General features: G+C 43.2%; 23 protein-coding genes. 11 read left to right on the forward strand and 12 right to left on the reverse strand.

Annotated elements, in window-relative coordinates; all coding sequences use genetic code 11:
* Nucleotides 1–107 precede the first annotated feature (107 nt).
* From JMX50_RS02930 to JMX50_RS02970, 9 genes are all read right to left on the reverse strand, one after another.
* Complete coding sequence (locus tag JMX50_RS02930; protein WP_201628363.1) at nt 108–1,163, reverse strand: WG repeat-containing protein; 1,056 nt, start codon at nt 1,161–1,163, stop codon at nt 108–110.
* A 54-nt stretch (nt 1,164–1,217) separates the two neighbouring features.
* Entirely contained in the window at nt 1,218–5,171 is a 3,954-nt protein-coding gene (locus tag JMX50_RS02935; protein ID WP_201628364.1) for an AAA family ATPase, read from the reverse strand.
* Between the two features lie 91 nt (nt 5,172–5,262).
* Nucleotides 5,263–6,813 carry an exonuclease SbcCD subunit D C-terminal domain-containing protein gene (locus JMX50_RS02940; protein ID WP_201628365.1) on the reverse strand — a complete coding sequence of 517 codons (1,551 nt, stop codon included), beginning with the start codon at nt 6,811–6,813 and terminating at the stop codon, nt 5,263–5,265.
* A 137-nt stretch (nt 6,814–6,950) separates the two neighbouring features.
* Nucleotides 6,951–7,496 carry a DUF3841 domain-containing protein gene (locus tag JMX50_RS02945; RefSeq protein ID WP_201628366.1) on the reverse strand — a complete coding sequence of 182 codons (546 nt, stop codon included), beginning with the start codon at nt 7,494–7,496 and terminating at the stop codon, nt 6,951–6,953.
* 236 nt (nt 7,497–7,732) lie between these two features.
* The gene (gene cysG / locus JMX50_RS02950) at nt 7,733–9,349 is read right to left on the reverse strand and encodes a siroheme synthase CysG (protein WP_201628367.1); all 1,617 of its coding nucleotides are present in this window, start codon (nt 9,347–9,349) and stop codon (nt 7,733–7,735) included.
* Between the two features lie 277 nt (nt 9,350–9,626).
* Nucleotides 9,627–10,577, reverse strand: coding sequence for an acetyltransferase (locus tag JMX50_RS02955; RefSeq protein ID WP_201565907.1), 951 nt, complete (start codon nt 10,575–10,577; stop codon nt 9,627–9,629).
* 315 nt (nt 10,578–10,892) lie between these two features.
* Nucleotides 10,893–11,531 (reverse strand): phosphoadenosine phosphosulfate reductase family protein, encoded by a 639-nt coding sequence (locus JMX50_RS02960; RefSeq protein ID WP_201628368.1) that lies wholly within the window; start codon nt 11,529–11,531, stop codon nt 10,893–10,895.
* Nucleotides 11,532–11,596: 65 nt separating this feature from the next.
* Complete coding sequence (locus JMX50_RS02965) at nt 11,597–12,193, reverse strand: DUF934 domain-containing protein (protein WP_201628369.1); 597 nt, start codon at nt 12,191–12,193, stop codon at nt 11,597–11,599.
* Complete coding sequence (locus JMX50_RS02970; RefSeq protein WP_201628370.1) at nt 12,186–13,877, reverse strand: nitrite/sulfite reductase; 1,692 nt, start codon at nt 13,875–13,877, stop codon at nt 12,186–12,188. The genes JMX50_RS02965 and JMX50_RS02970 overlap by 8 nt, the downstream gene beginning before the upstream one ends.
* Before the next feature lie 267 nt (nt 13,878–14,144).
* Between JMX50_RS02970 and sat the strand changes: the two genes are divergently transcribed.
* From sat to JMX50_RS13310, 3 genes are all read left to right on the forward strand, one after another.
* Nucleotides 14,145–15,413: a sulfate adenylyltransferase gene (gene sat / locus JMX50_RS02975; protein WP_201628371.1), complete on the forward strand. Its 1,269-nt coding sequence runs from the start codon at nt 14,145–14,147 to the stop codon at nt 15,411–15,413.
* Between the two features lie 87 nt (nt 15,414–15,500).
* Nucleotides 15,501–15,914 carry a transposase family protein gene (locus JMX50_RS02980; protein WP_201628372.1) on the forward strand — a complete coding sequence of 138 codons (414 nt, stop codon included), beginning with the start codon at nt 15,501–15,503 and terminating at the stop codon, nt 15,912–15,914.
* Nucleotides 15,915–15,948: 34 nt separating this feature from the next.
* The gene (locus JMX50_RS13310; protein ID WP_413786809.1) at nt 15,949–16,332 is read left to right on the forward strand and encodes a transposase family protein; all 384 of its coding nucleotides are present in this window, start codon (nt 15,949–15,951) and stop codon (nt 16,330–16,332) included.
* 92 nt (nt 16,333–16,424) lie between these two features.
* On the opposite strand, the gene JMX50_RS02990 is transcribed toward JMX50_RS13310, so the two are convergent.
* Nucleotides 16,425–16,958, reverse strand: coding sequence for a hypothetical protein (locus JMX50_RS02990; protein ID WP_201628373.1), 534 nt, complete (start codon nt 16,956–16,958; stop codon nt 16,425–16,427).
* A gap of 382 nt (nt 16,959–17,340) precedes the next feature.
* On the opposite strand from JMX50_RS02990, the gene JMX50_RS02995 reads away from it, so the two are divergent.
* The 5 genes from JMX50_RS02995 (at nt 17,341) to JMX50_RS03015 (ending at nt 22,813) form a co-directional block, all read left to right on the forward strand.
* On the forward strand, nt 17,341–18,522 hold the full coding sequence (locus JMX50_RS02995) for a sulfate ABC transporter substrate-binding protein (RefSeq protein WP_201628374.1): 1,182 nt from the start codon (nt 17,341–17,343) through the stop codon (nt 18,520–18,522).
* A gap of 304 nt (nt 18,523–18,826) precedes the next feature.
* Nucleotides 18,827–19,930, forward strand: coding sequence for a sulfate ABC transporter substrate-binding protein (locus JMX50_RS03000; protein WP_201628375.1), 1,104 nt, complete (start codon nt 18,827–18,829; stop codon nt 19,928–19,930).
* A gap of 226 nt (nt 19,931–20,156) precedes the next feature.
* Entirely contained in the window at nt 20,157–21,041 is an 885-nt protein-coding gene (gene cysT / locus JMX50_RS03005) for a sulfate ABC transporter permease subunit CysT (protein WP_183618248.1), read from the forward strand.
* Nucleotides 21,041–22,009 carry a sulfate ABC transporter permease subunit CysW gene (gene cysW, locus JMX50_RS03010; RefSeq protein WP_227670880.1) on the forward strand — a complete coding sequence of 323 codons (969 nt, stop codon included), beginning with the start codon at nt 21,041–21,043 and terminating at the stop codon, nt 22,007–22,009. The genes cysT and cysW overlap by 1 nt, the downstream gene beginning before the upstream one ends.
* Before the next feature lie 81 nt (nt 22,010–22,090).
* Entirely contained in the window at nt 22,091–22,813 is a 723-nt protein-coding gene (locus JMX50_RS03015; RefSeq protein ID WP_183618246.1) for a sulfate/molybdate ABC transporter ATP-binding protein, read from the forward strand.
* A gap of 255 nt (nt 22,814–23,068) precedes the next feature.
* On the opposite strand, the gene JMX50_RS03020 is transcribed toward JMX50_RS03015, so the two are convergent.
* Entirely contained in the window at nt 23,069–23,389 is a 321-nt protein-coding gene (locus tag JMX50_RS03020) for an ArsR/SmtB family transcription factor (protein ID WP_201628376.1), read from the reverse strand.
* Nucleotides 23,390–23,675: 286 nt separating this feature from the next.
* Here JMX50_RS03020 and JMX50_RS03025 point away from each other — a divergent pair, with 286 nt between their 5' ends.
* The 3 genes from JMX50_RS03025 (at nt 23,676) to bfr (JMX50_RS03035) (ending at nt 25,305) form a co-directional block, all read left to right on the forward strand.
* The gene (locus tag JMX50_RS03025) at nt 23,676–23,867 is read left to right on the forward strand and encodes a bacterioferritin-associated ferredoxin (RefSeq protein WP_149489495.1); all 192 of its coding nucleotides are present in this window, start codon (nt 23,676–23,678) and stop codon (nt 23,865–23,867) included.
* A 389-nt stretch (nt 23,868–24,256) separates the two neighbouring features.
* Nucleotides 24,257–24,745, forward strand: coding sequence for a bacterioferritin (gene bfr, locus JMX50_RS03030; RefSeq protein WP_201565893.1), 489 nt, complete (start codon nt 24,257–24,259; stop codon nt 24,743–24,745).
* Between the two features lie 77 nt (nt 24,746–24,822).
* A complete protein-coding gene (bfr, locus tag JMX50_RS03035; RefSeq protein WP_201565891.1) occupies nt 24,823–25,305 on the forward strand; it encodes a bacterioferritin in 483 nt (160 codons plus the stop codon).
* 137 nt (nt 25,306–25,442) lie between these two features.
* Here bfr (JMX50_RS03035) and JMX50_RS03040 read toward each other — a convergent pair whose 3' ends face one another.
* On the reverse strand, nt 25,443–26,819 hold the full coding sequence (locus JMX50_RS03040; protein ID WP_201628377.1) for a DHA2 family efflux MFS transporter permease subunit: 1,377 nt from the start codon (nt 26,817–26,819) through the stop codon (nt 25,443–25,445).
* Between the last annotated feature and the right edge of the window lie 69 nt (nt 26,820–26,888).

The raw sequence follows: 26,888 nt of genomic DNA on the forward strand, positions 1-26,888 counted from the left end.
TTTGATTAAAAAAACCACCGTTATGAGTTAACGTTGGTTTTTTATTTTCTAATACTCAAATGATAAATAGGCATAATAAAATAGGAGCAGTAAAAATGTCAAAAGTACTAATCTAACTTTATGAAAGTATTTAAACGCTGCATTTTACCATTCTTTTCAACCCATACTTCATTCGCATCATCACGATAACTGTCAAACTGGGGCTCTAGTATCACATTGCCTTTATCATTAACAATGCCAAATTTTCCCGCTTGCTTATAAGTATAGAGCTGATGATATAGCAGTTTTCTAATCGGTGCGTCTGATGCGAGAATTAACTTACCATTAGCATCAATAATTTGGGCGCTAACAATATCGTCTTGAATATCTTCGCTCATGCCAATAGCGCTGCTACCAGCAATTAAGGTGCTACGCAAAAAAAGCAACGGCTTGGCGGAAGCATTAAAGGCTTCGATATGTTGGTTTGCAGCAAGTGGAATGATGACATCATTATTTTGGTCAATCAGCGCGGTTTTGTTTTGCAGGCTAGCTTGTAGATATAGAGGCTCGCCTGTACAAGCATTTAACGGATTAATCGCATCATATTGCGGTCTTATAGCCCAGTAACCTCTATCATCGAGCAATCCCATCAGACCATTATTTTTATCCACTATAAAATAATCTTGGTCATAATCAGAATCATAGTGCGCGTGCTCGATATGAGCGTCACTCAGATTATAAATCCAGTCGCCATGACGATTGATAATACCTTGTTTGGTGGCGTTGCTCTTACCATCTGATGACTTAACGCTGACAATAAAGCTGGTGGCAATATCCGGTTCGGTTTGAATCTCATCATACTCAAAAGGCACGATAATCTTGCCAGCGGCATTGATAACGCCGTATTTGCCATGCTGTTTGGCAAGCACATAAGTGTCCATCAATATATAAGCATCGGTAAGATTGTCTAGTAACACCTTGCCATTTAACTCTTGTAATTGCTGCGTGCTATCGGCTTGTTCGACCAACTTGCCAGCAAAAGGCTTATTGTTTTCGATACGCTCAAAATAGCTATTGGGTAAGTAACCGGCACAGCTGATGGTAGCGTGGGCAGGGGTGATAGTACTAACCATACCAATAGATAAAATAGATACCCATGTTAAGAGCGCTAATTTGTTGGTCATCGCTATTTCCTTATTACCATAATTTTTATTAACTGCCTTAACTGCTGTCTTAATTTACGAGGCTTTTTCATTGGTAGCATTGGCAACTCGGCGACAGCCTTGACCACTGATTTGGCTAAAGCCGCCCGAGATTTTTTCAACCTTGATTTGGGTTAAGATACGATCTTTTAACGCCTGTACGTGGGAGATAATGCCAATAAGTTTACCTTCTTGCTGCAAGCTGGTTAAGGTATCGAGCGCAATATCAAGCGACTCTTCATCAAGCGTGCCAAAGCCTTCGTCTAAAAATAGCGAGTCGACGCGGATGTTGTGACTGGCCATTTGTGATAGTCCGAGCGCAAGCGCTAAGCTGATAATAAATCCTTCACCGCCGGAGAGATTTTTGGTACTGCGAATATCGCCGCCTTGATAGTTGTCGATGACATTAAGCTCAAGTGGATTGCTGTCATCATGAATGAGTAAATAACGGTCACTCATTTTTTGTAGCTGAGTGTTAGCATGGCTAATCATGACCTCAAACGTTAAGCCTTGGGCAAAGGTACGGTATTTCTTGCCATCAGCGGAACCAATGAGCGTATGTAGCTGTTGCCAAACTTGCAGCTTCTGTTTTTGCTCATTGATAGCAATGAGCTGTGCCGCTTGTTGGCCTTTTTGGCTATCATTATCCTTAAGCTTTTGGTCAATCGCACCGATTTTTTGACTTAACTCATCAATATCTATTTGTATTTGATGGTGCTGGCCAGCAAGTATTTCTCGGTCTTCATCGGTCATAGGATTGGCAAGTTTTAGCTCTAACGCTTGCTGGGTGCTATCCAGCTGTAACTTAGCCTGTTGCAGGGCATTATCAATCGCCAATTTACGTGTCTGTAGTGACTCACGCGCTTCTTTAGGCAGGCGGGCACTCACAAAAGCAGCTTCATCTACGAACTGTGACTCTGCGAGCAAATGAGTAAAGGTGCTTTGCTGCGTATTCAGTGTAGACATCGCCGCTTGTAGCTCTGTGTCTAGCTGTTGTTCTCTAGCCGTTAATTGCTCTAGAGTCTGCTGTACAGTGTCTAGCTGCCTTTGTGCTACTACTTGCTTGGCTTTAGCTGCATCAACCGCATGGCGTAATTGATTTTCTTCATTGTCTGTATTTTTATCTGTAAAAATCTCTTTTCTATTCTGCTTTAATTGTTCGATAGCATTGGTTTTATGAGCAACTAAGTTCTCTAGCTCTTTGAGCGCTGCTTCATCATTGCTAAGCTGTGCTTGCTTGGTTTCAATCTGCGCGGTCAAACTGCTTAAGGTATTGGTTAGCTGCTGTTGGCGGTCTTTCTGCTCATTAAATTGTCGTTTTAACTGGTTTAAAGCGCTGCGCTGTTGACGCAGTTTTTCAATATGACGGTCATAGTCTGCGCTGTCTATTACCGTTTGCTCATCAAAACTATTACCCAATTGCTTAAGTGCATCAGATAAGTCTGCCGTGTTGAGCGCTGTAGTTAAATAATCTTTATATTTATTCGCTGGGTATTTATGCGTTAGAGATGAAACGGTGGTCATCAGGGGCGCCAACTCCGAGAAATTAGCGGCAATCTTATCTTTTATGCCATCAATCTTTTGAGAATTAAGCTTAATGTCAGTGGTTAGATTATTAATGTCATGACTAAGTGCCTGTTGCTGCTTTTCATCGGTTTCGATGGCAGTGCTAATTTTTGCAGCACTTTCAATTAGGTGCTCATATTCGACAACTATGGTTTTAAGAGACTGTTTATGTTCAGTGAGGTTGTGTTTGGCGGTGTCTAATAAGGATAAGCAGTGGTCCATATTCGTGATAATCGCATTGATATCATCGCCTATCTTATTAAGAGGATTGATAATTGCTGCGATTGCTTCAGAATAATTGTTTTCAGCCTCAAATAATGAGGCTATGTACGACTGAATATCGCCGTGTAAGATTTCGGATTGCTGCTGTAGCGGCGCTAGTTGTTGCTCTTGGTTGTTAAGCATCTCTTTCTTGGTGGCATATTGGATATTGTATGCTGATAAAGCCTGCTCAAGGTTATCAATAACGGTTTCTAGCTCAGTTATTTGCTGCTGAGTTTGTTGCGTCTTAGTCTGTTTTATTGTGGACGACTGGTTTTGCTCGGCATTGTCATCAGCAGTATGACTATTGTCTAATAATGGATGATGTTTGCCATAAGGATGCTCATGCGCACCGCAAAGTGGGCAGGGCAAGCCATCTTCTAGTTCTGTTATGTAGTCCTCAAGCCCAGCGACTTTCTGTAGTAAGCTCAGATGCTCTTGCTTTTCTTGCCTCTTAAGCTTAGCGTCTTGAATATTTGATTGATGACTAGCAATCAATCCTGCTAAGGTCGTTAGTTCCTCGGTTAGCGTGGGCAGCGAGAACTTAGTCTTTTCGATTTGGCTCGCAAGCTCAGACAGCTGCTGTAGCTTAAAGCTGGCTTGCGCAATCTGAGTATTGATCTGATCGATTTGTTCTTGCTCGCCGCGCATACTAGCGAGAGATTGTTTTTCGATGAGTGCGTCTTGCTGCTGTTGTAAGCTGACCAGTTGCTCGCGTTGCTCAGTTATTAACAACTTATCAGCATCTTGCTGCTTAGAGAGCTTATCGAAATGAGCTTGTAGCTGGCTTGATTGGTTGTCATGTGCAAGTTTATCCGCCGCTAAGCTGACATTATCTTCTAGCAGCACCACTAGTCGGCGACAGCTGCTATCAAAGGTCGCCATATCTGTATCGAGATCGTTTAGCTCTTCATAATCGCTAAAATATTTTTCTATACTGCTAAGCTGAGCTTTGGTCTCTTGTTCTGTTTGTTCATGGCTGGCTATTTCTTGGCGTAATCGTTGCGTATTATTGACTAAGACGTCTTTACGTTGATTATCGTCAGCCAAAGAATGGGAGTGCTGTCTTATCTCAGCATCCAACTCGCGCGTTTTTGCAATGATAGGTAAGGTGGTCTGCAGATTGTCCGTGGCTTGCTTTTCAATGGTATTGATATTATCTAAATGGGTCGTGGCTTGTGCCAGCGCTTCTTGCTGTGTTGGAATCTTATTAAGCAAATCTTGCTGCTCGAAACCCAACCTCTTGACCGACTCTCGGCTATAGCTAAGCTCTCGAAATTGACTATCAATCTCCAAGGCTTTATTAGCAATATCTAGGCGCTGCGCTTCTGGAGTAAAGGCTTGCTGAGCCTGCTGAGCCGATGCAAAATCATTTTGATAAGTTAATATATTTTGCTGTAGCTGCTGTACATTATCCAGCCACTGCAGCTGCTCGCTCAGGGTTTTGAAAGTTTTTCGCTGCTTGCTTTGCTGTTGATTAAGGGTTTCGAACTCTGCTGCCAGTAGCTTTTCATCTTCAAAACTTAATAACGATAGGCTATTAACGCCCGCTTGTAGCTTACCAAGCACGTCTTCCTCAAAGCGTTTTTTTTCATGGACGTTTAACGATATCTTGGCATAGATAGCAGTACCCGTTATTTTCTCTAAAATCGCTGCTCTATCGCCAATATCTGACTTTAAAAACGCGGCAAAACTGCCCTGTGCGAGCATGATGGAGCGGGTAAATTGATTGAAATCCATGCCGATCAGGTCTTGAATATGTGCCTTAGTTTTCTTTATTCCACTTTCCAAAATTTTGTCAGTATCGGCATTAGCGATTTCATGAGTAGCATCTTGCAAGTTTCCATCAGCTTTATTACGTGCGCGGCGTTGTCCCCAACGACAGCGATAACGATTTTTATTAATCTCAATCACTACTTCTGCAAAACAATCAGCGGTTTGACGAGTCATAACCTCATTACTACTCTTACTTATCGACTCAATACGCGGTGTCTGAGCGTATAAAGCCAAGCAAATAGCATCCAAGATGGTGGTCTTGCCAGCGCCCGTCTGTCCAGTAATGGCAAAGATGCCTTCATTTAGAAAAGCGGGGTCATTAAAATCAATGTGCCATTCGCCTTTTAAGGAATTCAAATTTTTAAGTCGTAGTTCAATCAGTCGCATGGGCAGGTCTTATTTTTATATAGAGCAGTTATAAAGAGAATGGTGATGAAAAGTGAAGAAATTGTTGGCTGGCATCTAAAATGCGCTGCTATTATTCGGCCTGAGTATCTTCATGACGCAGGTTATAAACGATTTGATCATAGGCGTCACGTAAAGATAATTTTTGCTCATCAGGAATATTGTGAGCGGTTAAGCAGCGCTCAAATACATCTTCCTCATTTAAGTCTTGTAGGGTCTCAGAGATCTTTTGTTGGTTAAGTACTTTATTATAGGAGCTAGCATTTTTTGTTATCAGTACTTCAAGCGATAAGTTTTCTACCATCTCATTAATTTGTTCTTTTAGCTCACTTACAATCTCATTTCCAGTATAAACAACCTCTAACCAAATGGACTCAGTTGGATCAATAGATCTAATGGTTTCTAAAATAGTAGCTAGGTCGCCTGAGATTTGCGCCAATTTTTGAAATTTTGGGATGGGTAGGGAAATAACCTGCATCTGCTGTGATTCGTCATGATGTAATAGGTTGGAGGATGCAATAGAGTTATTTGTGGAATCATTACTCTGTATAGCGTCTATCTGATTAGAAATTGATCCTTCAAAGGCTTTTTGCGTATTCTCTTCGCTTTCTGCTGTGTTATCAAAACCAAATAAATCGTCCATAAAATCCGTCGCCTGACTGGCTACTTTTTTAGTGGTTTTTTCTACCGATTTTTCAATCGTGGTCACTGTATTAGTAAGCTGAATAATAGTACTCTCAGATAAAGACCTCTCTACTGCGCCAAACTGTACCAGTAATACTTGTTTTTGTTGCTTAGCCTCACCAAAGCCCATCGCAATAGGCGAGCCTGAATAGCGAATACTCTCACGACCACCGACGCGCTGCGGAACATGCAAATGCCCAAGTGCCACATAGTCAAAGCCTTCATCAAACATATCAGCAGAGATTTTGCCGAGTGAGCCGACATAAAGCTCACGCACCCCATCGTCTTCAGTAGTGGTGCCACCTGCGGCGAATAGATGCCCTGTAGCGATGATAGGGATATGACGTTGGTGCACTTCGGCTAATTTAGCTTGCTTCGCTTTAGCAATACTAGCGACTTCATCATAATGGGCACGAATGCCTTTGATGACATTGGCATCTTTACTATCCGCAGACTCGCCAGCGGCACTGCTACGCACGTCACGGTCACGCAAATAAGGCACAGCGGCGATAATACAATGCGGTGTACCGTCTGCAGCATCTAAAACCAAGACTTCATCGTTTAAGTCTTCACAAGCGGTGCCAATGACGTGAACATTTAAGAATTTTAATACATTGCTTGGTGCGTCCAAAAAAGTAGGTGAGTCATGGTTACCCGCGACGATGACGATATGCTGGCAACATGATTTTGAAACTTTGCCCAAAAATTCATAATATAGCGCCTGCGCTCTGTTACTCGGGGTCATGGTATCAAAGATATCACCCGCGACGATAAGGACATCGACTTTTTGCGCGCTAATGGTATCTTGTAGCCAACTTAAAAACGCTTCAAATTCATCATAACGCATGCGCCCATAAAGCCTACGCCCCAAATGCCAATCTGAGGTGTGTAAAATGGTTAAGGGTTTGGAGATGGCAGACAATTCGGTAGACTTTGACATAGAGGATATTACAACGCGTAAATAATTAAGAGGATGGCTTAATCAATAAGTGATTTAGAGTTAAATAATCATACCATAAATGATAATTTACCAGTCTCGCTTTTGACTACTGACTCTTTATTAGGATGCGCCCTACATTAACGACCTGTGAAGATTTTATAATTAACCATATATTCAGGTAGGATTTCCCAAGTAATGCCCTGTACGGCCCAATCCTCTGGCAGATTTTCTATCGAAAAAATCTTAAGCCAAGTGGCTTCCTTGCTTTTTCTTAGTAAATTCTCATTATCTTCCTGATTTTCATACTGTTCATAATAATTATACTCTGCATCAGTTTCACAGAAGTGGTGATTGTTTAGTACAGCATGCCAGCCGTCAAAGTCACTGAGTAGTACTTTATGAGAGGGTATTTCTAACTCAATCCTAACCGCTTTGCATCCTCTCTCAACATGCCCTCCAGCTCTTAAGTCGGGCTTCGCTCTTTGTTTACCTTCCCAATATCGCCATAGCCAAATAGGATACTCAACACCTTGCGGGGGTGTCACCTTTTTACTTAACTGCTTTGAAATCCACTGATAAGCCTCTTTACGGTCCTTATCTACTTTATCAGAGTCGGTTCTTAATGGCTGACCACTTAATAGAATCTCTAATTCTTCAAGGGTTCTAATAGACCAAAACTTCATTTTCAGCGCTCACAATAGTGATAACAGTAATTATTTTTAGGTATGTTAAGGTTTAGTAGACATGAACTTAGTATCGGTAGGTGTGGACATAGTTGAGCTTAATGATGAATAAAAGACAGCGATTATTCTAGCAAGAATTGCGGTGGTTTGCTCTTCTACTCTGTTGCAAGCGCATAAAAAAGCCCTGCCAATATATTATCGGTAGGACTTAGCTTTTTAGAAAGTAATAATAAAACCTAACCAATCACCAACTGCTCCAAACCATCATCAGCCGGTGCCAAGTTAGCGACCATAGATAGCGCATGCGCTTGCTGGCTCGTAAATTGTTTTGAATCTTTATCCGTAGTAGCTGATCCCTCGCGTAGCCAGTTACTAGCTTCGTTATTAACATTTTGGTTATTGTGGTTATACCAAGCCAAATCATGATGCAATGCAACTACGTCTCCCATGATAAGTAGCGCTGGCGTGGGCAACTGGCTTTTTTCTTGCAACTCAACAATATTGGCAAGCGTACCTGTTAATACTTGTTGATTGGGCATACTGGCATTGGAGACGATGGCAATTGGGGTGTCGCTACTACGCCCAGCGTCAATTAAACCTGTCGTCAAACGTGCCAGCGAATGCAAACCCATATAAAACACCACGGTCTCATCAGTATTTAAAAAGCTTTTAAAGTTGCTATTGGGGGCGCCAGCCTTCAAAAACCCAGTGACAAAACGTACCGATTGCGAATGATCTCGGTGCGTGAGTGGAATGCCAGCATAGCTAGCAGCGGCATTGGCGGCGGTAATACCGGGTACGACTTGATAAGGCACACCGTGCGCACGTAGGCTTTCAATCTCTTCGCCGCCACGCCCAAAGATAAAGGGATCGCCACCTTTTAGCCGTACCACACGGCGACCTTCTTTTGCGCTATTGACTAATAGCTCATTGATACCAAGCTGAGCAACGGCATGGTTGCTACGCTTTTTACCGACAAATACTTTATCGGCATCGCGGCGGCATAAATCCAATACTTGCGGTGATACTAGCGCATCATAGTAGACAATATCGGCTTGCTGCATGAGGCGAAGCGCTTTAAAGGTAAGCAGTTCTGGATCACCGGGGCCTGCACCAACGATATAAACTTCGCCCATTGTATTTTTTACGGTTTGGGATTCTGAAGATACATTGTCTACTGCATTTTCCGCACTGATAGCTACTGCCGCGGCTGTATGATCCAAATCCGCTTGCAATTGGGTAGCCGCTTCCTTTTCATTACCGGCAAACATCAGCTGACTGACTTGACCTTCAAAGGCGCGTTCCCAAAACTGGCGACGTCCGGTAAGGGTTGGAATTTTTGTTTTTACCTCACTACGAAACTCACCAGCAAGCTTGGCCAGTTTGCCATAGCCTTGCGGAATTAAAGTTTCAAGACGTGCACGCAGTAAACGTGCCAGCACCGGCGCTTTACCGTTAGATGAAATGCCAATCACAATGGGATTACGGTCAACGATAGCAGGGAAAATAAAGTCGCATAAATGCGGGGTATCAACCACATTTACCGGAATATTAAGCTCGCTAGCATCAGCGTGAATCTGATGATTGAGGGTTTCATCATCCGTTGCGGCGATAATAACGCGTGCACCTATCATATAAGCTTTATTGTAGTTTTCATAAATGAGTTTGTGCTTGGCTTTGTACTTAGTGTGGCTGAGCAAGGCTTGTATTTCAGTACTGATACTTGGCGCAAGAATCGTGATAGCAGCACCTGCGCGGCTGAGCAAGTCAGCTTTACGTAGCGCGACATCACCGCCACCAACGATCAGCACTTTGCGGTCTTCTAATTTAAAAAATAGCGGAAAGGTGTTCATAGCATCACCAATGATTCAATCAATATGAAATATGCCACCATTATGAGGTATCACGCGCTACATCTCATGCAGTGAATTGGCATTAACATATTCGTTTTTGTCATGTTACTGATGATTTTTGCTAGGATGTGGAATAGGTGAGGAATGAAAGTGCAGAATAACGGAATAAAAAACCACAAGCTAACTTTTAAGCTTGTGGTTAGTAGCTGATAGATAATAGTTACATGATAACTGGCATTAGATATTGGCGATAACGACATTTAACGGGTTGCAAATTCTATTCAAACTCACTCAGCATCTTAGTAATACGCGCATCTTTTTGTTGCCAAATATCCTCTAACCAATCAAACATCATCTTTTTAGTGGTCTCGTCACGGTCATAACCGCCATCCATGATGGCCGCAAATAATTCGTCCGGTATGGTTAAGCGAGTCACATCGACGCCCAAGCGGCGAATATTGCCCTTCCATAAATCATCATAGTCAGGCGCGCCGTCTGGGTAGACGATGGTAATGTCTAAAATAGAATCTAACTCATCACCCAAGGCATTCAGTGCCAACGACAAACCGCCAGCGCGTGGTTTTAACAAATGCTGATAAGGTGAGCCTTGCTTATCATGTTTTTCTTTAGTAAAGCGGGTCCCTTCCAAATAGTTTAATAGCGCAAAGGGTTTGTCTTTTAATTGACGACAGGCACGCTTAGCCTCAAGGAGATTTTGTTTTTTAAGTTCTGGATTCTTTGCCATCGCTTTGGCGGAAAAACGCTTCATCATCGGAAAGTCTAAGAAGTAAAATGCTTGACCGATAACGGGGATGTAAATCAGATTAAACTTAGTAAAAAATCGCGTTAAAGGCAGCGTATCTTGGCTGATATATTGCACGATACTGGTGTCGACCCACGATTGATGGTTGCTTACCAAAAGATACTGCTTGTCTTCGCTCAAATCGTCGGGCAGATTAATGCGCCAGTCTTTATGGGGTAGCGCGTGGTCAATCACGGCATTATTACTATTAATCCAGTATTTGGTAATCGCAATTAATGCATCATCAGCAGCTTTCGCTCCAGTCAATACTTTTGCCGCGCCTAAGCTCCAAATAGGCAGACCAACCATCGCACTGTTGGCCGTGAGGACACCAGTACCAGTCAAAAAAGAGGCTGCTTTACCTACAGCTGGCAGCTTATCGTGCAGTTTTTCATAGAATGAATCAATTTTTTTTATAAAGGGCATAACAAATATCCATATTGATGAGCGCGAGTGCCTATAAGGATTGGGCAACTTCGTCCATGATTTGGCTTTAAAAAGTCAGCTTAATGACGTGCAGCCCACTAAGGCAAGCCATAGAATACCTCAATGTTAAACAATAAGACGTTAAAGAAACGTTAATGTTTTAATCAAAACGCTTGTAGAACGCCACTTTCGTATTGATTTTCATGTCAATCACCATAGTTAACACAAAAAAAGCGATGATTTTAATGTCATCGCTTTTTTTATTTAATATTACTGGCTTTGTACTGAATTGCTGATTAATTACTGGCTAAGTACTTATAGCTGCGTGTGCAGACCACACTCACGGCTTTCTTCTACTTTCGTTGGATCAAAGTAATCAAACTCGTTTGGTAGATTATGCTCTTCAAGATACACGTCTAAATCAGCGTCATTTTTCTCAAATAACGGCGCTACTTTTAACACGCCATCTTTTGATAAGCTAAGCACATCAAGACCTTGGCGGAATTCCGTTTGATCTTTACGAATGGCATTAAACCAAACATCAGGCTTTAGCTCATCTAGCGCGCGGCGGAATGGCTCAAGTTTTACTTGGTCAGTGAATTCATCATGCTGCGGATTATCAATCCCTGGGATACCATTCATAGTCGCATCACGATAGGCTGCCGTTTGCTTAGGAATATAAGTGATAACGTTTAAATTCAAATCACGAATAACTTTATTGGCAAATTGATACGTCGCATCGGTGTTATAACCTGAATCTACCCATAGTACAGTGATATCCGGACGCTGCTTGGCGACCAAGTGCAAAATCGCGGACTCGTAAGGGCGGAAGTTGGTGGTGATGATTGGGTTTTTCGCTTGGGTCAGTGCCCACGCAACGATTTCTTCTGATGATTTGCCTTGCAGGTCTTGGTTGGCTTGGTCGATATCTAGATTTGGGTGTAACTGGCTCATGGTGGATTCCTCAATTGTTGTGAATATAAAAACGATTAATAATAAGTTTTATGGTTGATGCTACCTTAAGCACCCGCAAACATTGGTAGTGCGGCGGCATTGCGACCATCGTAGCTACTGCCAAGGGCGGTAAACGCTTGTGAGATATTAAAGTCCGACTGTAAGTCATGTTCATTGAGCACAAAGCTGTCAACGCCTACGCGTAATAGGTAAGCAATTTGATCACGGCCAAACGCGCCAGCGACACGAATCTCACCTTGATAGCCAATTTGGCGCAAGGTTTGTGCAAAGCTAAAATTGCGTCCATCAGCGAATTTGGGCACATGAATGACGATAAGATCCTGCTTTAATAGCAGCTCACTGAGCGCTGCCAAGGCATTCGTATCTGTATCAGCGGTCACCCATAATCCAACACGGCTACTATGCTGTTTGATCAGCTCATACACCTCTTTGACCAAACCCGTTGCTAGCGACCCTGAACCATCTAATAGGTCAGCCAGTGGTACTAAGACATCAGGTTTTTCTTGTCTTTGCAGCAGCTCAAGTAGCGTGAGCTCTATTGAGGCAATACCATCTGGCAGCGTCTCAGTGGTTAACGCATGCCAGCTATCGTTATGGCTAATATCGACGCCCTGACTATCCAAAATATGGTGATTAGCCATAGACCTTCTCCTTAAAGGGATCAATACCGACGCGCTCAACCAATTCGCCAAAGCTTTCTACATCGTTATCGGTGGTGGCACGCAAATCGACATAAACGTCAACGATCTTTTGAATGGTGTCAGCTACCGCTTCAGTAGGGACGGAGCGGCCAAGTATTTTGCCAAGTTTGGCATCGTTACTCGAGTTGCCACCAAGACTGATTTGATACCAGTTTTCGCCTTTTTTATCGACACCGAGGATTCCGATATCACCCGTATGATGGTGCGCACAAGCATTGATACAACCCGACATGTTTAAGCGAATATCACCAAGATCATAGAGATAATCCAAATCGCTAAACTGCTTCTCGATTTGCTCAGCGATATTATGGGTGGTGGCATTGGCAAGCGAGCAATAATCCCAACCCGGGCAGACAATCATATCTGTTAGGGTGTTGATATTAGGTCTAGCTAAATGTAGCTCAGACAGCTGTTGCCATAGCTCGTATAACTGATTGGTTTGCACGTCAGCGAAGACTAAATTCTGCTGATACGTACCGCGCAGCTCGCCAAAGCTATATTTGTCCGAAAGGTCAGCCAACGCGTCCATCTGTGACTCAGTGACATCGCCTGATGGGACGTATTTACCATCGACCAATCCTGCTTTTAAGGAGATGACAACGGCGCGGTAACCAGCGACTTTATGCGCCACAGTATTTTGGTTATACCAATTGGCAAAATCCTTATCAGCGCTCAATTGCTGCTGCAAATCAGACTGTGCTTGTAGCGCATCAAAGGTCACATAATCAGGCTCGCTAAAGAAACTGCTGGCATGCTCAAAGTTGGCATCCGTCAGCGTCAGTGGCCCGTCCTTGGTATGTGCTTCCCACTCAGCATTGACCAATTTGGCAAACGCAGGTCCGCCCAAGGTATCGACCAAAATCTTGATACGTGATCGGTATTTACTGCCTTTATCACGGCGGCCATGCAGGTTGTAGACGCGCAATATGGCATCTAAATAGCTAAGCAGATGCTGACGAGGTAAAAACTTGTTGATCACTTTACCAAGGACTGGGATACGACCAAGACCACCACCAACTAGGACTTCAAAGCCAAGCTCGCCATCCTCATTTTTCTTTAAATGCAAACCAACATCGTGGACTTGCGTCGCTGCACGGTCATTATCGGTGCCGATAACGGCAATCTTAAATTTACGTGGCAAAAAAGCAAACTCAGGATGAAAGGTCGACCACTGGCGAATGATTTCGCAATAAGGACGCGGATCGGCAATCTCATTTTGATGAATGCCGGCATAAGGGTCGGTGGTGGTATTACGGATACAGTTACCAGAGGTTTGAATAGAATGCATCTGTACCGATGCCAGCTCTGCCAAAATATCTGGCACTTCTTCAAGTTTTGGCCAGTTCAGCTGCATATTGGTACGGGTAGTGAAGTGCCCGTAGCCCTTGTCATATTTACGGGTAATCTCCGCCAACTTACGCAATTGGTAGCTGGCAAGCAGACCGTAAGGAATAGCGATACGCAACATCGGCGCATAACGCTGGATATAGAGGCCGTTTTGCAAACGCAGCGGCAAAAATTGCTCTTCTGGCAGCTCGCCTGCCAAAAACCGTTCGGTTTGGTCGCGAAACTGGGCGACTCGTTCTTCTACCAAGGTTTGGTCAGCGTAATTGTATTGATACATGACGTAATCTCAATTTTGTTTGAAACATAAAAGCGGCGACGAAAATGATTGGCGTGTGTAATCGATCTTATTGCCAGTCGCAAGGTAAACAATTCAGAGTCACATCATATAAGCTTGCGTCTGCAAACATAAATTCCTTTAAGACATATGTATATCCAAAGTCAGCATAAATTTTCATAACGAAAGTTAGGTAGCCTATGCTTATCAAATTTATCACGACTTATTTCATCACTACTTCATCATTACCTATAAAGGTTCTAAATCAATATGACATCATCTATCGCCAATCAAGAAGACTTTAATCAACAAGCCTCTAAACTTGTTCCGCCGCACGGTAGCAAGGATCTTAAGCCATTACTATTAAAAGGTGACGCGCGCAAGCAAGCATTGAAACTTGCCAGCAGCTTGCCGACTATTACTTTGAGCTCACGTGAGCGTGGCGATTTGATTATGCTCGGTATTGGCGGTTTTACGCCGCTAAATGGTTTTATGAATCAGGCGGATTGGCAAGGGGTGGTTGATGATATGCGCTTGCAAAGTGGCGACAATGCTGGCTTGTTTTGGCCGATTCCCATCACGTTATCAGCGCCTAAAGCGACTGCCGATAACCTAAACCAAGGTGATAAAGTCGCATTGGTGGCGAAAGATGGCGAAATCATGGGCATCTTAACGGTAGAAGAGACTTATATCATCGATAAAGCCCATGAGTGTCAGCAAGTCTTTACCACCACAGATTCTGAGCATCCGGGTGTACAGCAAGTACTCAACCAAGGTGAGGTTAATATCGCAGGTAGTGTTGAGGTGTTGAGCGAGGGCGAATTCCCAACCTTATATCCAGAGATTTATAAAACCCCTGCTGAAACGCGTGAAATACTAGATGCCAAAGGCTGGAAAACGGTTGCCGCTTTCCAAACGCGTAATCCAATGCATCGCTCACATGAATATCTAGCCAAGATTGCTATCGAGATTTGCGATGGGGTATTGATTCATTCATTGCTCGGGGCACTCAAACCGGGTGATATCCCAGCTGAAGTGCGCCAAGAAGCGATTAAAACCTTGATTGATAATTATTTTAGACAAGACACCGTCATTCAAGCCGGTTATCCGCTCGATATGCGTTATGCCGGACCACGCGAGGCGCTACTACATGCGGTATTCCGTCAAAACTACGGCTGTAGTCATCTGATTGTTGGTCGTGACCATGCCGGCGTTGGTGATTATTATGGTGCCTTTGATGCGCAGACTATCTTTGAATATGTCGGTAAAGACGATCTGATTACGCAGCCGTTAAAAATTGGTTGGACGTTTTGGTGCAATGCTTGTAACGCCATGGCTTCTGATAAGACCTGCCCGCATGAAGCGTCTGAGCATGTCAAAGTATCAGGCACGAAGCTACGTAAAGCGCTATCAGAAGATCTCGATGTGCCAGAGAACTTTAGCCGTCCAGAAGTGCTAGAGATTTTACGCAATTACTATGCTGGTATCGCAAAAGAGGAACGTGCTGAGGTGAAATTAGTCGGTGCATCTGCGGTTTAAGTAATATTTTATCGTCATCAATAGACCTCTTGCAAAAGTAGCAGAGGATTTTACAATAACTCATACATTCACAACTGGCTAAGAACCATGCCAAACATAGATAAGCTACTCGAACAAAATAACGCAGGCTTCAAACGCTATACAGGTATTTATAAAGCGACCTTTTATGAAATGCTTGAGGCCATGCAGCAGCATGAAACCCAAAAGACCAAATCAGGTAGACCAATCGTGCTTAGTCTTGAGGCGCAAATATTACTGGCCCTTACTTATTGGCGTGAATACCGGACGCTGTACCACATCAGTATGGACTTCGGTATTCATGAGTCTTCTGCTAGCCGTATTATTCGTAAAGTAGAATATGTTCTTATCAATTCAGGCAAGTTTGAATTACCTAAAAAGCTGCCTAGTAGAGTCGATGACGACATCAATTGGTCAGTCGTCATTGTCGATGCAACCGAACCCCTATTGAGCGTCCAAAAAAAACCAAAGAGACTACTATAGCGGCAAGAAGAAACAACACACCTTAAAAGCGCAAGTGATCGTCCACTGGAAAACAGGCTTAATATTAGATGTTCAAACGTCCAAAGGCTCTATTCACGATTTTAAGTTGTATAAAGATACTTGTCCCGACTGGCTTCCTTGTGACACTAAGCTATTAGGGGATAGTGGCTATCAGGGCATTGCAAAGTTACATGAACAGAGCTTCACCCCCTTTAAAAAGCCACGTGGGGGTCAATTGTTAGAGCTCTGCAAACAAGCCAATCAGTATCTCGCTAAGTTTCGCATTATGGTTGAACACAAAATAGGCTTAATCAAACGGTTCAAAATCGTGGCTCATAAATATCGTAACCGTCGTCAGCGCTACGATCTTAGAATGAAGCTATTCGCCAGTATTGTTAATTTCGAGCTTAGCTTATGACTTTTGCAAGAGGTCTAATAAAAGCATTAAAAAAGGTGTCAGATTAAACGTCTGACACCTTTTTTAATATCTAAAGCCAACCATTCAAGCGGTTAATGCAGCTCTAAATCTCCCTCAAGCTTCTGATACTCGCCAACGATTGAGCCACCACCCGAACAAAAATAATTCAGGGCGTATTTATCTTGGCTATCAATAGACAAGGTGTCGTCCTTAAATTGAAAGAATGCCGTACTGTCATTGACCTTACTTTGGAAAATAACACCGTGCGCATCGTCTTGACCCATTAATATCGCCTTACCATCAAAATGACAGCTTGGTTTTTTCACATCGCTACGCGCCCTTACCTGAATATTAATCTGGTCGCCGTTGTCTGCGTCATCTGCTCGTACCATCACCCCAACCCAATCAGAACCTTGTGCGCGCTTGTGATAGCCTTCAGAAGCATAGTCTCCAACGACTGCTTGTACAGCTGGCGTGACGGCAGCGTTCGGTTGCTTAGTGGTTTGGTTATTTACGCTGGGCGTCATGTTATTACAGCCGCTTAAGGCAAGTAAAGCTGCAGAGGTGGTTAAAATGACGGCAAAAAATCGTGAGTGGCGAGCATAACGAGGTGGAGACATAATCATTTAAGTACCTTTGATAAGGAAGTTAGTAAAAGGGGTAGAGCTGCCTATTATGAGTGCAACGCCTGATATACAAGAAGCTAAGAGATAATATCGCTTACATAAAGGCTCGTCTAGATAGTAAGCAATACCATAACTTACTCAAAAGTGTCTGCTTATCACTATATCGCAAAAATACTCAGGAAAAATAAACATTTTAGAATAACTAACAAAATTACTTATGCCAAGTTAATAACTCGATAAGCGCATTTGTCACTAAGCGTTTGCCTCGCAGGCTGTTAGCATAACGCTCATCATCCATAGAATCGAATCAAAAGGATTATAAACCTTTATAAGGTGGCCAATACTTTAAGAAATGCTTCTATCAACATTATCGAGAGCCGCTATGCAAGCAACGAACCGACGCATTAAAAAAGTATCTAATAAGCTTGAATTGATTAATGCTCAAGCATTTATTGACAATAAAAGCAGGCAATCAAAGCTTGCCGCTGGTCGTTTTAATTTCAGCTTTAAGTTGGGCGGTGTACTCGCCGTTGCCATGCTAATGACCGGCTGTAATCCTACCGAAGCTACCCAAAGCGGCGCGAGCGATAGTACAAATAGTGGGGCAAGTGATAAGCAAAATATCAGCCTACTTAACGTCTCTTACGATGTCTCACGTGATTTTTATAAAGACTACAACCCGCTATTTACCAGTATCTATCAGGGACAGTACCCTAATAGCAACGTTGATATCCAACAATCGCACGGCGGCGCAAGTAAACAAGCGCTGTCGGTCGCCAATGGTTTACAAGCGGACGTGGTGACTTTAAACCAAGAAAGCGATATGAATATGCTGGTTGAAAAGGGGTTGGTAAAAGCAGATTGGCGCGAAGCGTTTCCTGATAATGCCGTTCCTTATAGCACCACCATGATATTACTGGTACGTAGCGGCAACCCAAAAAACATTAAAGACTGGGCAGATTTGGCGCGTGCGGATATTGACGTGGTAATGCCCAATCCGAAAACCAGCGGTACGGCGCGCTATGCCTTTTTAGGCGCTTATGGCTCAGGATTGCACCAATTTAAAGAATCGGTCACTCAACCACAAAAAACCGATGCTTTTATGAAAAAAGTGCTCGCCAATGTCGTGACTTATGACAATGGTGCGCGCGCTGCGACCACCAGCTTTACACAACGCGGGCTAGGAGATGTACTCATTACCACTGAAAACGAGGCACATTTGGTCGCCACTCAGCATGCCAAAGGTAAAGTCGACATTGTTTATCCTAGCTACTCCATCACCATCCATAATCCAGTGGCAATCGTCAGTTCGGTGACTGAGAAAAAAGGCTCAACTACTGCGGCAACTGCTTATCTAAAAACACTGTGGGATAAACCGGCGCAAGAGCTGATGGCGCAGATGTATTTGCGTCCGAGCAACAAAGAGGTGCTCGCAGCCCATACAGGCACTTTAAAGGATATTCAAACCTTTGAGCCGGTTGCCGTGTTTGGGGATTGGGACAGTATCATGGAGACGTTCTTTGTCGATGGTGGACGTTTTGATCAACTAGCGCGGGTAAAGTAACGGACAGCGCCTAAGCCATTTATTAGCTGCTTTAACCCTTTTAACGCTTTATAAAGCCGTTTATAAGTGGTTAAAGCGCTAAATGACCATAAATAATAATGAATAAATGTCTTGAAGCCAAAGTGTTAATTTATAAAATTTTTAAGGTTATCTATTGCTTATCGTGTTTAAGTTATTGATAACCTTGTCTTTATAAATACTATATTCCGTTTTGGCAATAACATACGCATATTCATCATTAAACATAATAAGCTGGCGCTGTTAGCATACTTGCATTCACTAACCAATCCCTTTTGAGGCAGCCATGACATCATATACCACAGGTTATAAATATAAAAACAAAACGCTTAGCGTACTAAGTATCGCCGGTGTGGCGCTTACGTTGGGTATCGCAGGCTGTAGCAATAGCGAAAAGACTGAGCCAGCAACCAACGCAGAAGGCACGCCAGCCACTACCGAAGGGCAAGATATTGAGCTATTAAACGTCTCTTACGATGTGGCACGTGACTTTTATAAAGACTACAACCCATTATTCGTTGAGCACTATAAAGCGGAAAACCCAAACAGTAATATCTTAATCAAGCAATCACATGGTGGCTCAAGTAAGCAAGCATTATCGGTGGCTAATGGTTTGCAAGCCGATGTGGCGACCATGAACCAAGGCTCTGATATCGAGCTACTTGAGAAAAAAGGCTTGGTTGAGTCAGATTGGGAAAGCAAGTTTCCAGATAATGCCGTACCTTTTACCAGTACCATCGTATTTTTAGTACGTAAAGACAATCCAAAAGGCATTAACGATTGGCAAGACTTGACCAAAGAAGGCGTTGAGATTGTCATGGCCAACCCAAAAGTCACGGGTAATGGTCGCTATGCGTTCTTAGGCGCTTATGGTTATGGTTTACATGCCTTTAATAAAGATGAAACGCAAGCCAAAAACTACGTCAAAGACATGCTGAAAAACGTCAAAGTCTACGAGAATGGCGGACGTGCAGCGACGACGACTTTCGTTCAGCGCGGTATCGGTGATGTCTTGGTAACTTTTGAAAACGAAGCCAATTTAGCAGCGACCGATTTTGGTTTGGGTAAAGTGGATATCGTTTATCCTAAATACTCTATTAAGTCTGAAAGCCCAGTCGCTGTCGTGAAGACCGTTACCGATAAAAAAGGCACCACCGATGCGGCAAAAGCTTATCTTGATTACTTATGGAGCGAGCCTGCTCAGCAATTGGCAGCCAATTTATATCTGCGCCCAAGCGTGAAAAGTGTCCTTGATAAGAACAGCGATAAATTGCCACCTATCGATACTTTCCGTCCAAATGATGCCTTTGGCACATGGGATGAAATCATGAGCACTTACTTTAGCGATGGCGGCGTGTTCGATCAGTTAGCCATTAATGCACCAAAGTAAGCCGCTAGTACGCTGACTGCGTAAACCATTTATAAAGTTTTTATGAGCTTGATATTAAATAGCGTTTAAGCAGTCAGCTTTAGAGTAACGTCCGAGCACATAAAGGACATGGCTACCCACGCTGTGTCCTTTATCGCTTAAGCAGACCAATAATAAATACATCTGATATCACGTGGTGCTTACGAGCAACAAATAAGTGCCATCAGTTAGGCAATAGGACATCACTATGAGTGCAACAACTTCTCCTGCCAGCAAACCTGTCAATAAAAAAGGTTGGCTGACACGCTTGCGCCAGCGCAATGTGCTACCAGGGTTTGGGCTAAGCATGGGCATCACTGTCTTTAGCTTATCATTACTGGTGGTGCTGCCGTTTGCCATGATGGCCTATACCACAACGCAGATGGGCTGGACGGGTTTTTGGGAGACTATTACTCAGCCGCAAGTCACCGCTGCTATCAAACTCAGTTTATGGATGTCGTTTTTGGCGATGCTCACCAACATGGTGTTTGGCACGTTGGTTGCTTGGGTGCTGGTGCGCTACGAGTTTTGGGGTAAATCGCTGATTAATGCGTTGGTTGATTTACCATTTGCACTACCGACAGCCGTTACGGGTATCTCGCTTGCCACCCTTTATGCGCCTAATGGCTTAATCGGGCAGTGGTTTGCTAAGTTTGATATTCAAGTGGCTTTTACGCCATTAGGTATTTGGCTCGCTTTAGTGGTGGTCAGCTTTCCCTTTATCGTCCGTGCTGTGCAACCTGTATTGGCAGAATTGTCTGTTGAATTTGAAGAGGCAGCGGCGGTATTGGGCGCCAATCGTTTTACGACCTTTCGTAAGGTGATTTTACCTGAGCTATTGCCGGCTTTACTGATGGGCGCTGGCATGATGTTTGCCCGTGCCACTGGTGAGTATGGCTCGGTGATTTTTATCGCCGGTAATATTCCGATGCAGTCTGAGATTTTGCCACTAATCATTATCAGTAAGCTTGAGCAGTTTGATGTGCAAGGCGCATCAGCCGTTGCACTCTTTATGCTACTGATCTCATTTGTGATTTTATTGACCATTAATATCGTACAGTGGAAGCTGTCGCGCCGCGTAGGAGCCCGCTAATGCAAATCTCTAATAGCTACGACTACCAAAGCAATCCAGCGACTAAAGACACGCCATGGATACGCCGTACCTTTATCACCATCGCGGTGTTATTTATGGTCATCATGTTGGTCGTGCCACTGTTCGCGGTCTTTTATGAAGCTTTTAAAAATGGTTGGCAGTTGTATATTGCCTCACTGGTCGACCCTGAAGCCTTACAAGCGATTAAATTAACCTTGATTACCGCGGCGATTGTGTTGCCGATTAATATGGTGATGGGTATTGCGATTGCGTGGCTCGTGACCCGTTATCAATTTAAAGGTAAGCAGCTGGTGACGACATTGCTTGATTTACCGTTTTCGGTGTCGCCGGTGGTTGCAGGTTTGATGTTTGTGCTGTTGTTCGGGCTGAATTCTACGATTGGTGGCTGGCTTGAGAGCATGGGATTTCAGGTGATTTATGCCGTACCAGGGATTATTCTAGCGACGTTATTTGTCACCTTTCCGTTTGTCGCCCGTGAGCTGATACCGCTGATGCAAACCCAAGGCGACTCTGAGGAGCAAGCAGCATTGACGCTAGGCGCGACAGGTTGGCAGACTTTTTGGCATGTGACGCTACCGAATATCAAATGGGCGCTGCTGTACGGTTTGATTTTGACCAATGCACGGGCAATGGGCGAGTTTGGTGCGGTGAGCGTGGTCTCCGGTCATATTCGCGGTGAAACCAACACTATGCCGCTATTGGTTGAGATTGCTTATAACGATTATAACTTTACTGCCGCTTTTGCCTTATCAAGCTTACTTGCTGCATTGGCGCTGGTGACGCTGCTAATACAACAAGTAATGACCAAACTGCAAGAGCGAAAATTTGCCAAGTCTGAGCGCTTAGCAACTGTGCCTGAGTTGCCAGTTAGTGCCAATGCTGGTAATGCTAGCAATGCATCAAACCCTAAAGATGCAACCTTGGCAGAAAGTAGCGGTCGTCTATAAGCGCTATGCTATAAAGCAGTCGTTAACAAGCCATCTGTCACATGAAGACGTTAAGCCAAAAATATAATAAGAGAACCCATTATGAGCATCGAGATTCGCAACGTTAATAAAAAATTCGGTAACTTTACCGCCTTAGATGATATCAATATTACTGTACCAACAGGTAAGTTGACCACTTTACTTGGTCCTTCAGGTTGCGGTAAAACCACCTTGCTACGTATCATTGCTGGTCTTGAGTATGCAGACTCAGGGCAGATATTATTTGATGAGTTAGATGTCACCAATACACCGGTGCAAAAGCGCCATATTGGCTTTATGTTTCAGCACTATGCGCTATTTCGCCACAAAAACATCGCCGATAATGTCGGTTTTGGCTTAACCTTATTACCAAAAAACGAGCGCCCAAGTAAGGCGGATATCAATAAACGCGTTGCAGAATTGCTAGACTTAGTACAGCTGCCGCAAGTTGCCAATGCTTATCCGCATCAGTTATCAGGCGGTCAGCGTCAACGTATTGCGCTGGCACGAGCGCTTGCTGTTAAGCCAAAATTACTGCTGTTAGATGAGCCGTTTGGGGCACTCGATGCCAAGGTACGTAAAGAGCTGCGCACTTGGCTAAAGAATATCCACCACGAGCTGGGTATTACCAGCATCATGGTGACGCATGACCAAGAAGAGGCGCGGGCGGTATCTGATGAGATTGTGGTGATGAACCATGGTCGCGTTGAGCAAGTAGGCACATCAGAGGAGCTGATTCACCAGCCAGCCAACGCCTTTGTGAGTGATTTTTTAGACTTAGTCTAATTTAGATCTAAAGGCGTATTTTAAGACAAAGTTTGAAAACAAAAAAAGACCTATAATTTATAGGTCTTTTTTTATGCGCTGAAGTATTGATTATAGTGGCTTCACTCTAAAACAGATACAGTGTGACGGAGATTGATTTTTCGTAGCCTCTGTGATAACAGTAAGCAAGGAAAGTTTAGACCAGTCGCACACAACTATTAACATCGATTTTATTTTGAACTAACTATATCAATACCTCTTGCTCTTAGTATCAAGCTAAGCAGGCTTCGGCATATTGATGTCTTTGGTCGATATCTGCTTATAGGTGATTTCCAAAATCTCTTGGCACCATTCTGGTAGATTATCAGACACTTCATACCACATCCATGTCCCATCACGAACACAGCTCAAAATACCCAGCTTTTTCAAATGATTCAAGTGACGCGAAATGGTCGGCTGCGGTTGGTCAAGTATTTCTACCAATTCACCCACACAGCGCGATTCTTTGTTAAATAAGATTTGGAAGATTTTTAAGCGCGTTGGGTCAGACAATACTTTAAATAACTCAAGCGGTTGTATCGTAGAATTATTAGACATAGAACAATTCCAATATGGATTTAGTTAATAGGGGGTCAATATAACAGCAGTCATCTGTAAAATCGATTAAAAAATGAGCAAATTTACAGTTCGTCGCCATTTTACTACCTTTGGTACGTTATAGTTACACTCAAGGTTATATGCAGTTACATGGATTAAGTAAGGGTAAGATGACCCTGTAGTAATAACGATGTGACTGAACAATACCTCAAATACTATTGTAAATGGTAATAATTATCGTTATTATAACGAATAACAAGATTGACATTTATGTAGGAGCCAGCACATGTACGTATGTATCTGTAACGACGTCAAAGAAAAACAAATTAAAGCCGCTATTGCCTCAGGCATTGATACGTTAGACGGTTTAAAAGATACCCTTGATGTAGCGACTTGCTGTGGCTGCTGCGAACCTATGGTCAATGACTACCTTGATGAACATCATGCCAAACTTGATGCGTTGGCTTATGCCGTTTAAGCACTCCTTGTAGACTTTGCGATTGATGACCTGCTATCAATAAAAAGCGTAGCAGGGCAGTACTCAATGACAGCTACTATCTGCACTTATTTATCTTAAATTCTCTAACATCCCTTGTTAACTTTATTAAATAAGTGCATGAAAAACCTCGTTAAAACTCTCAAACACTAAGGCTCGTTATGCGAGTTAATTACGATTCTCAATTAGAATCTTATTCTTAGTTCATATCGTTACAAGCGCCGTTATTCCCGTATGCTACTATATCTGACTTACTTGGTAAGACATTTCGTTGGTTTTAATCTTTACTGATTAGTTTACTAATAGTACTTTCTATATATGTATTATTATGAATGTAGACGCAAATAAATAAAAATACAGGAGTATAGGTGATGATAGGCAGCCCAAAGGTCATTGATTATTTAAATTTTTTATTAGGTGGTGAGCTTGCAGCTCGTGACCAATATTTCATTCACTCTGAGATGTACGCAGAATGGCATTACGGCAAACTGTATGACCGTATCAGCCATGAGATGCACGATGAAACACTGCATGCCCGAGCGATTATCCGCCGTATTTTGATGTTGAGCGGTACGCCTAAGATGAGCGTCAACGAGATTAATATTGGGTCGACGGTTCCTGAGATGTTGCAGCTCGATCTCAATTTAGAGTATCAGGTACAGCAGCACCTTAAAGACGGCATTGCGCTTTGTGAAGCAGAGCATGACTATGTCACCCGTGAGATGCTCGTTGAGCAGCTCAAAGACACCGAAGAAGATCATGCTCATTGGTTAGAGCAGCAGTTGCGCCTGATTGATATGATTGGTCTATCCAACTATTTGCAAAGCCAGATGGCAGAAGTGTCTCCTGATATTGTTTAGTATTTCATTTACTAAGCGCCTTTAACACTTGTTAAAACTATCGGTAATAAAATAATAATGAATATAGGGAGAGAAAAATGAAAGGGGATAAAGAGATCACCCGTGCGCTGAATAAAGTGCTCGGTCAGTCATTGATAGCCATCAATCAGTACTTTTTGCATGCACGTATCGCACGTCATTGGGGCTTAGAGTCGTTAAATGACTCACTATATAAGCAATCGATTGCTGAGATGAAATGGTCAGATGAGCTGATTGCGCGTATTTTGCTATTAGATGGTCTGCCAAATTTGCAGGAACTCGGTAAAGTGTTAGTTGGGGAAGATGTACCAGAGATTATCGATTGCAATCTGCGTTTAGAGAAGCAGAAATTCGATATTATCACCGATGCAATCACCTTATGTGAGAGCAAGCGTGACTATGTCTCGCGCCAGCTGCTCGTCAGCTTAAAAGACGGTAATGAAGAGTATCAAGACTGGTTAGAGACGCAACAGGACTTGATTAAAGATATGGGCGTTGAAAACTATATCCAATCGCAAATGGATGACGATAAAGCGCCTTAAAATTATAAAAAGTGCTGATACCTGCCAGCGCATACTAAGAAAAGTCTTAAAGTGACTTCTTAGTATGCACTGGCATTTTTGTGTCTAACAGACAGTCAGTTCAATATAAAGTAGGGGCGTTCTGCTGAGATAGATACTTAATACAAGCCGCGACCATCTTGAGGTTTAAGGCGTAAAAAGTATAATCCCGAGAGAATGGTGATGATACCGAGTATCCAATAGGTGGTTTGAAATGCCACCAAGGTATCAAGCTCAAAGCGCTCACGCAGCAGATTCAATAACGCCGCACCAAAGGCAATACCAAAACTAATCGCCAGTTGTTGATTGACAGCCATTAAACTATTACCACTACTGGTTTGCGTGCCTTCTAAATCACCGATGGTAATGGTATTCATCGCACTAAACTGCATTGAGTTACAAGCACCCATGACAGTCAAGATAGGAATAAACCAAATCCAATTTGCGGCATCGTTAAACTGCGCTAATACAATGATAAGCACACCGATTAAAAAGGTATTAGCCACCAACACCTTACGGTAGGTAAAACGCTGAATGATTTTACTGACCCAAGGTTTGATACCGATTGCACCAACGGCAATGGGCGCAAGCAGCCAACCGGCTTGCGATGGCGAGTATTCGAACACCACTTGTAGCAATAGTGGCAATAAGAAAGGTACAGCGCTGATACCTAAGCGCGTGAATAAATTACCAGTAATACCAATACGAAAGGTACGAATATTAAACAAGCTTAGGGGAAATAGCGGTGCTGCGCGGCGTTTAGCATGCCACACATAAGCGCCTATCAATAGACTTGCGCCTAATCCAAGTAGCAGACCGTAAAGCCCTCGACCTGTCTGTGAGCCAAATTCTACCGCAAGGGTAAAACCACAAGCGGCTGCGGCAAACAAAGCAAACCCTGTCCAATCTAAACGTTTGGTATCCTCAAATAATGCCGGCACCAGTTTTTTACCCATGATAAAACCAAAAACGCCCATCGGGATATTGATTAAAAATATCCAATGCCAACTGGTATATTGCACAATATAACCACCCAATACCGGTCCGACTAACGGCGCAATTAACGCCGGTATCACCGCAAAGTTCATCACGGTTAAGAGCTTATTGCGCGGATAGGATTTGACCAGTATCAGACGCGCCACAGGGGTCATCATCGCGCCGCCAATACCTTGTACGATGCGTGAACCAATTAAGAAATCTAATGTCGGTGAAGCGGCGCACAATAGCGAGCCAATACAAAAGATGATAATGGCGTATAAAAACACCCGCCGTGTGCCATATTTATCGGCTAAAAAGCCACTAATAGGAATAAAAATTGCGAGGGTTAACGCGTAGCTGATGACCGCCCATTGCATTTTTAACGGTGATTCCCCAAGCGCTTGCGCCATCTGTGGCAAGGAGGTATTTAAGATGGTGGCATCTAAAATTTGCATAAATAACGCCACCGCTAGTACATAGGGCAGGTATTTATCTTGCGTTGGGGTTAGGGTTACCATATTGACATCACCATATCTTACGACCATTGTTGCTAAGCGCAGTTTTTAAAAGAGGGGTTTAAGAGTGTA

Source organism: Psychrobacter maritimus (assembly GCF_904846345.1).
GTDB classification, from domain to species: Bacteria; Pseudomonadota; Gammaproteobacteria; order Pseudomonadales; family Moraxellaceae; genus Psychrobacter; species Psychrobacter maritimus.

Bases quoted from the DNA above. Each gene is read 5' to 3' on its own strand.
- JMX50_RS02940 (WP_201628365.1), bottom strand. From the start codon at position 6,813: ATGTCAAAGTCTACCGAATTGTCTGCCATCTCCAAACCCTTAACCATT.
- JMX50_RS02995 (WP_201628374.1), top strand. From the start codon at position 17,341: ATGCAAGCAACGAACCGACGCATTAAAAAAGTATCTAATAAGCTTGAA.
- JMX50_RS03025 (WP_149489495.1), top strand. From the start codon at position 23,676: ATGTACGTATGTATCTGTAACGACGTCAAAGAAAAACAAATTAAAGCC.
- JMX50_RS02970 (WP_201628370.1), bottom strand. From the start codon at position 13,877: ATGTATCAATACAATTACGCTGACCAAACCTTGGTAGAAGAACGAGTC.
- cysT (WP_183618248.1), top strand. From the start codon at position 20,157: ATGAGTGCAACAACTTCTCCTGCCAGCAAACCTGTCAATAAAAAAGGT.
- JMX50_RS03040 (WP_201628377.1), bottom strand. From the start codon at position 26,819: ATGGTAACCCTAACCCCAACGCAAGATAAATACCTGCCCTATGTACTA.
- bfr (WP_201565893.1), top strand. From the start codon at position 24,257: ATGATAGGCAGCCCAAAGGTCATTGATTATTTAAATTTTTTATTAGGT.
- JMX50_RS02960 (WP_201628368.1), bottom strand. From the start codon at position 11,531: ATGAGCCAGTTACACCCAAATCTAGATATCGACCAAGCCAACCAAGAC.
- JMX50_RS02980 (WP_201628372.1), top strand. From the start codon at position 15,501: ATGCCAAACATAGATAAGCTACTCGAACAAAATAACGCAGGCTTCAAA.
- JMX50_RS02965 (WP_201628369.1), bottom strand. From the start codon at position 12,193: ATGGCTAATCACCATATTTTGGATAGTCAGGGCGTCGATATTAGCCAT.
- JMX50_RS02935 (WP_201628364.1), bottom strand. From the start codon at position 5,171: ATGCGACTGATTGAACTACGACTTAAAAATTTGAATTCCTTAAAAGGC.
- JMX50_RS02930 (WP_201628363.1), bottom strand. From the start codon at position 1,163: ATGACCAACAAATTAGCGCTCTTAACATGGGTATCTATTTTATCTATT.
- cysW (WP_227670880.1), top strand. From the start codon at position 21,041: ATGCAAATCTCTAATAGCTACGACTACCAAAGCAATCCAGCGACTAAA.
- cysG (WP_201628367.1), bottom strand. From the start codon at position 9,349: ATGAACACCTTTCCGCTATTTTTTAAATTAGAAGACCGCAAAGTGCTG.
- JMX50_RS02955 (WP_201565907.1), bottom strand. From the start codon at position 10,577: ATGCCCTTTATAAAAAAAATTGATTCATTCTATGAAAAACTGCACGAT.
- JMX50_RS02990 (WP_201628373.1), bottom strand. From the start codon at position 16,958: ATGATTATGTCTCCACCTCGTTATGCTCGCCACTCACGATTTTTTGCC.
- JMX50_RS03000 (WP_201628375.1), top strand. From the start codon at position 18,827: ATGACATCATATACCACAGGTTATAAATATAAAAACAAAACGCTTAGC.
- JMX50_RS03020 (WP_201628376.1), bottom strand. From the start codon at position 23,389: ATGTCTAATAATTCTACGATACAACCGCTTGAGTTATTTAAAGTATTG.
- bfr (WP_201565891.1), top strand. From the start codon at position 24,823: ATGAAAGGGGATAAAGAGATCACCCGTGCGCTGAATAAAGTGCTCGGT.
- JMX50_RS02945 (WP_201628366.1), bottom strand. From the start codon at position 7,496: ATGAAGTTTTGGTCTATTAGAACCCTTGAAGAATTAGAGATTCTATTA.
- JMX50_RS03015 (WP_183618246.1), top strand. From the start codon at position 22,091: ATGAGCATCGAGATTCGCAACGTTAATAAAAAATTCGGTAACTTTACC.
- sat (WP_201628371.1), top strand. From the start codon at position 14,145: ATGACATCATCTATCGCCAATCAAGAAGACTTTAATCAACAAGCCTCT.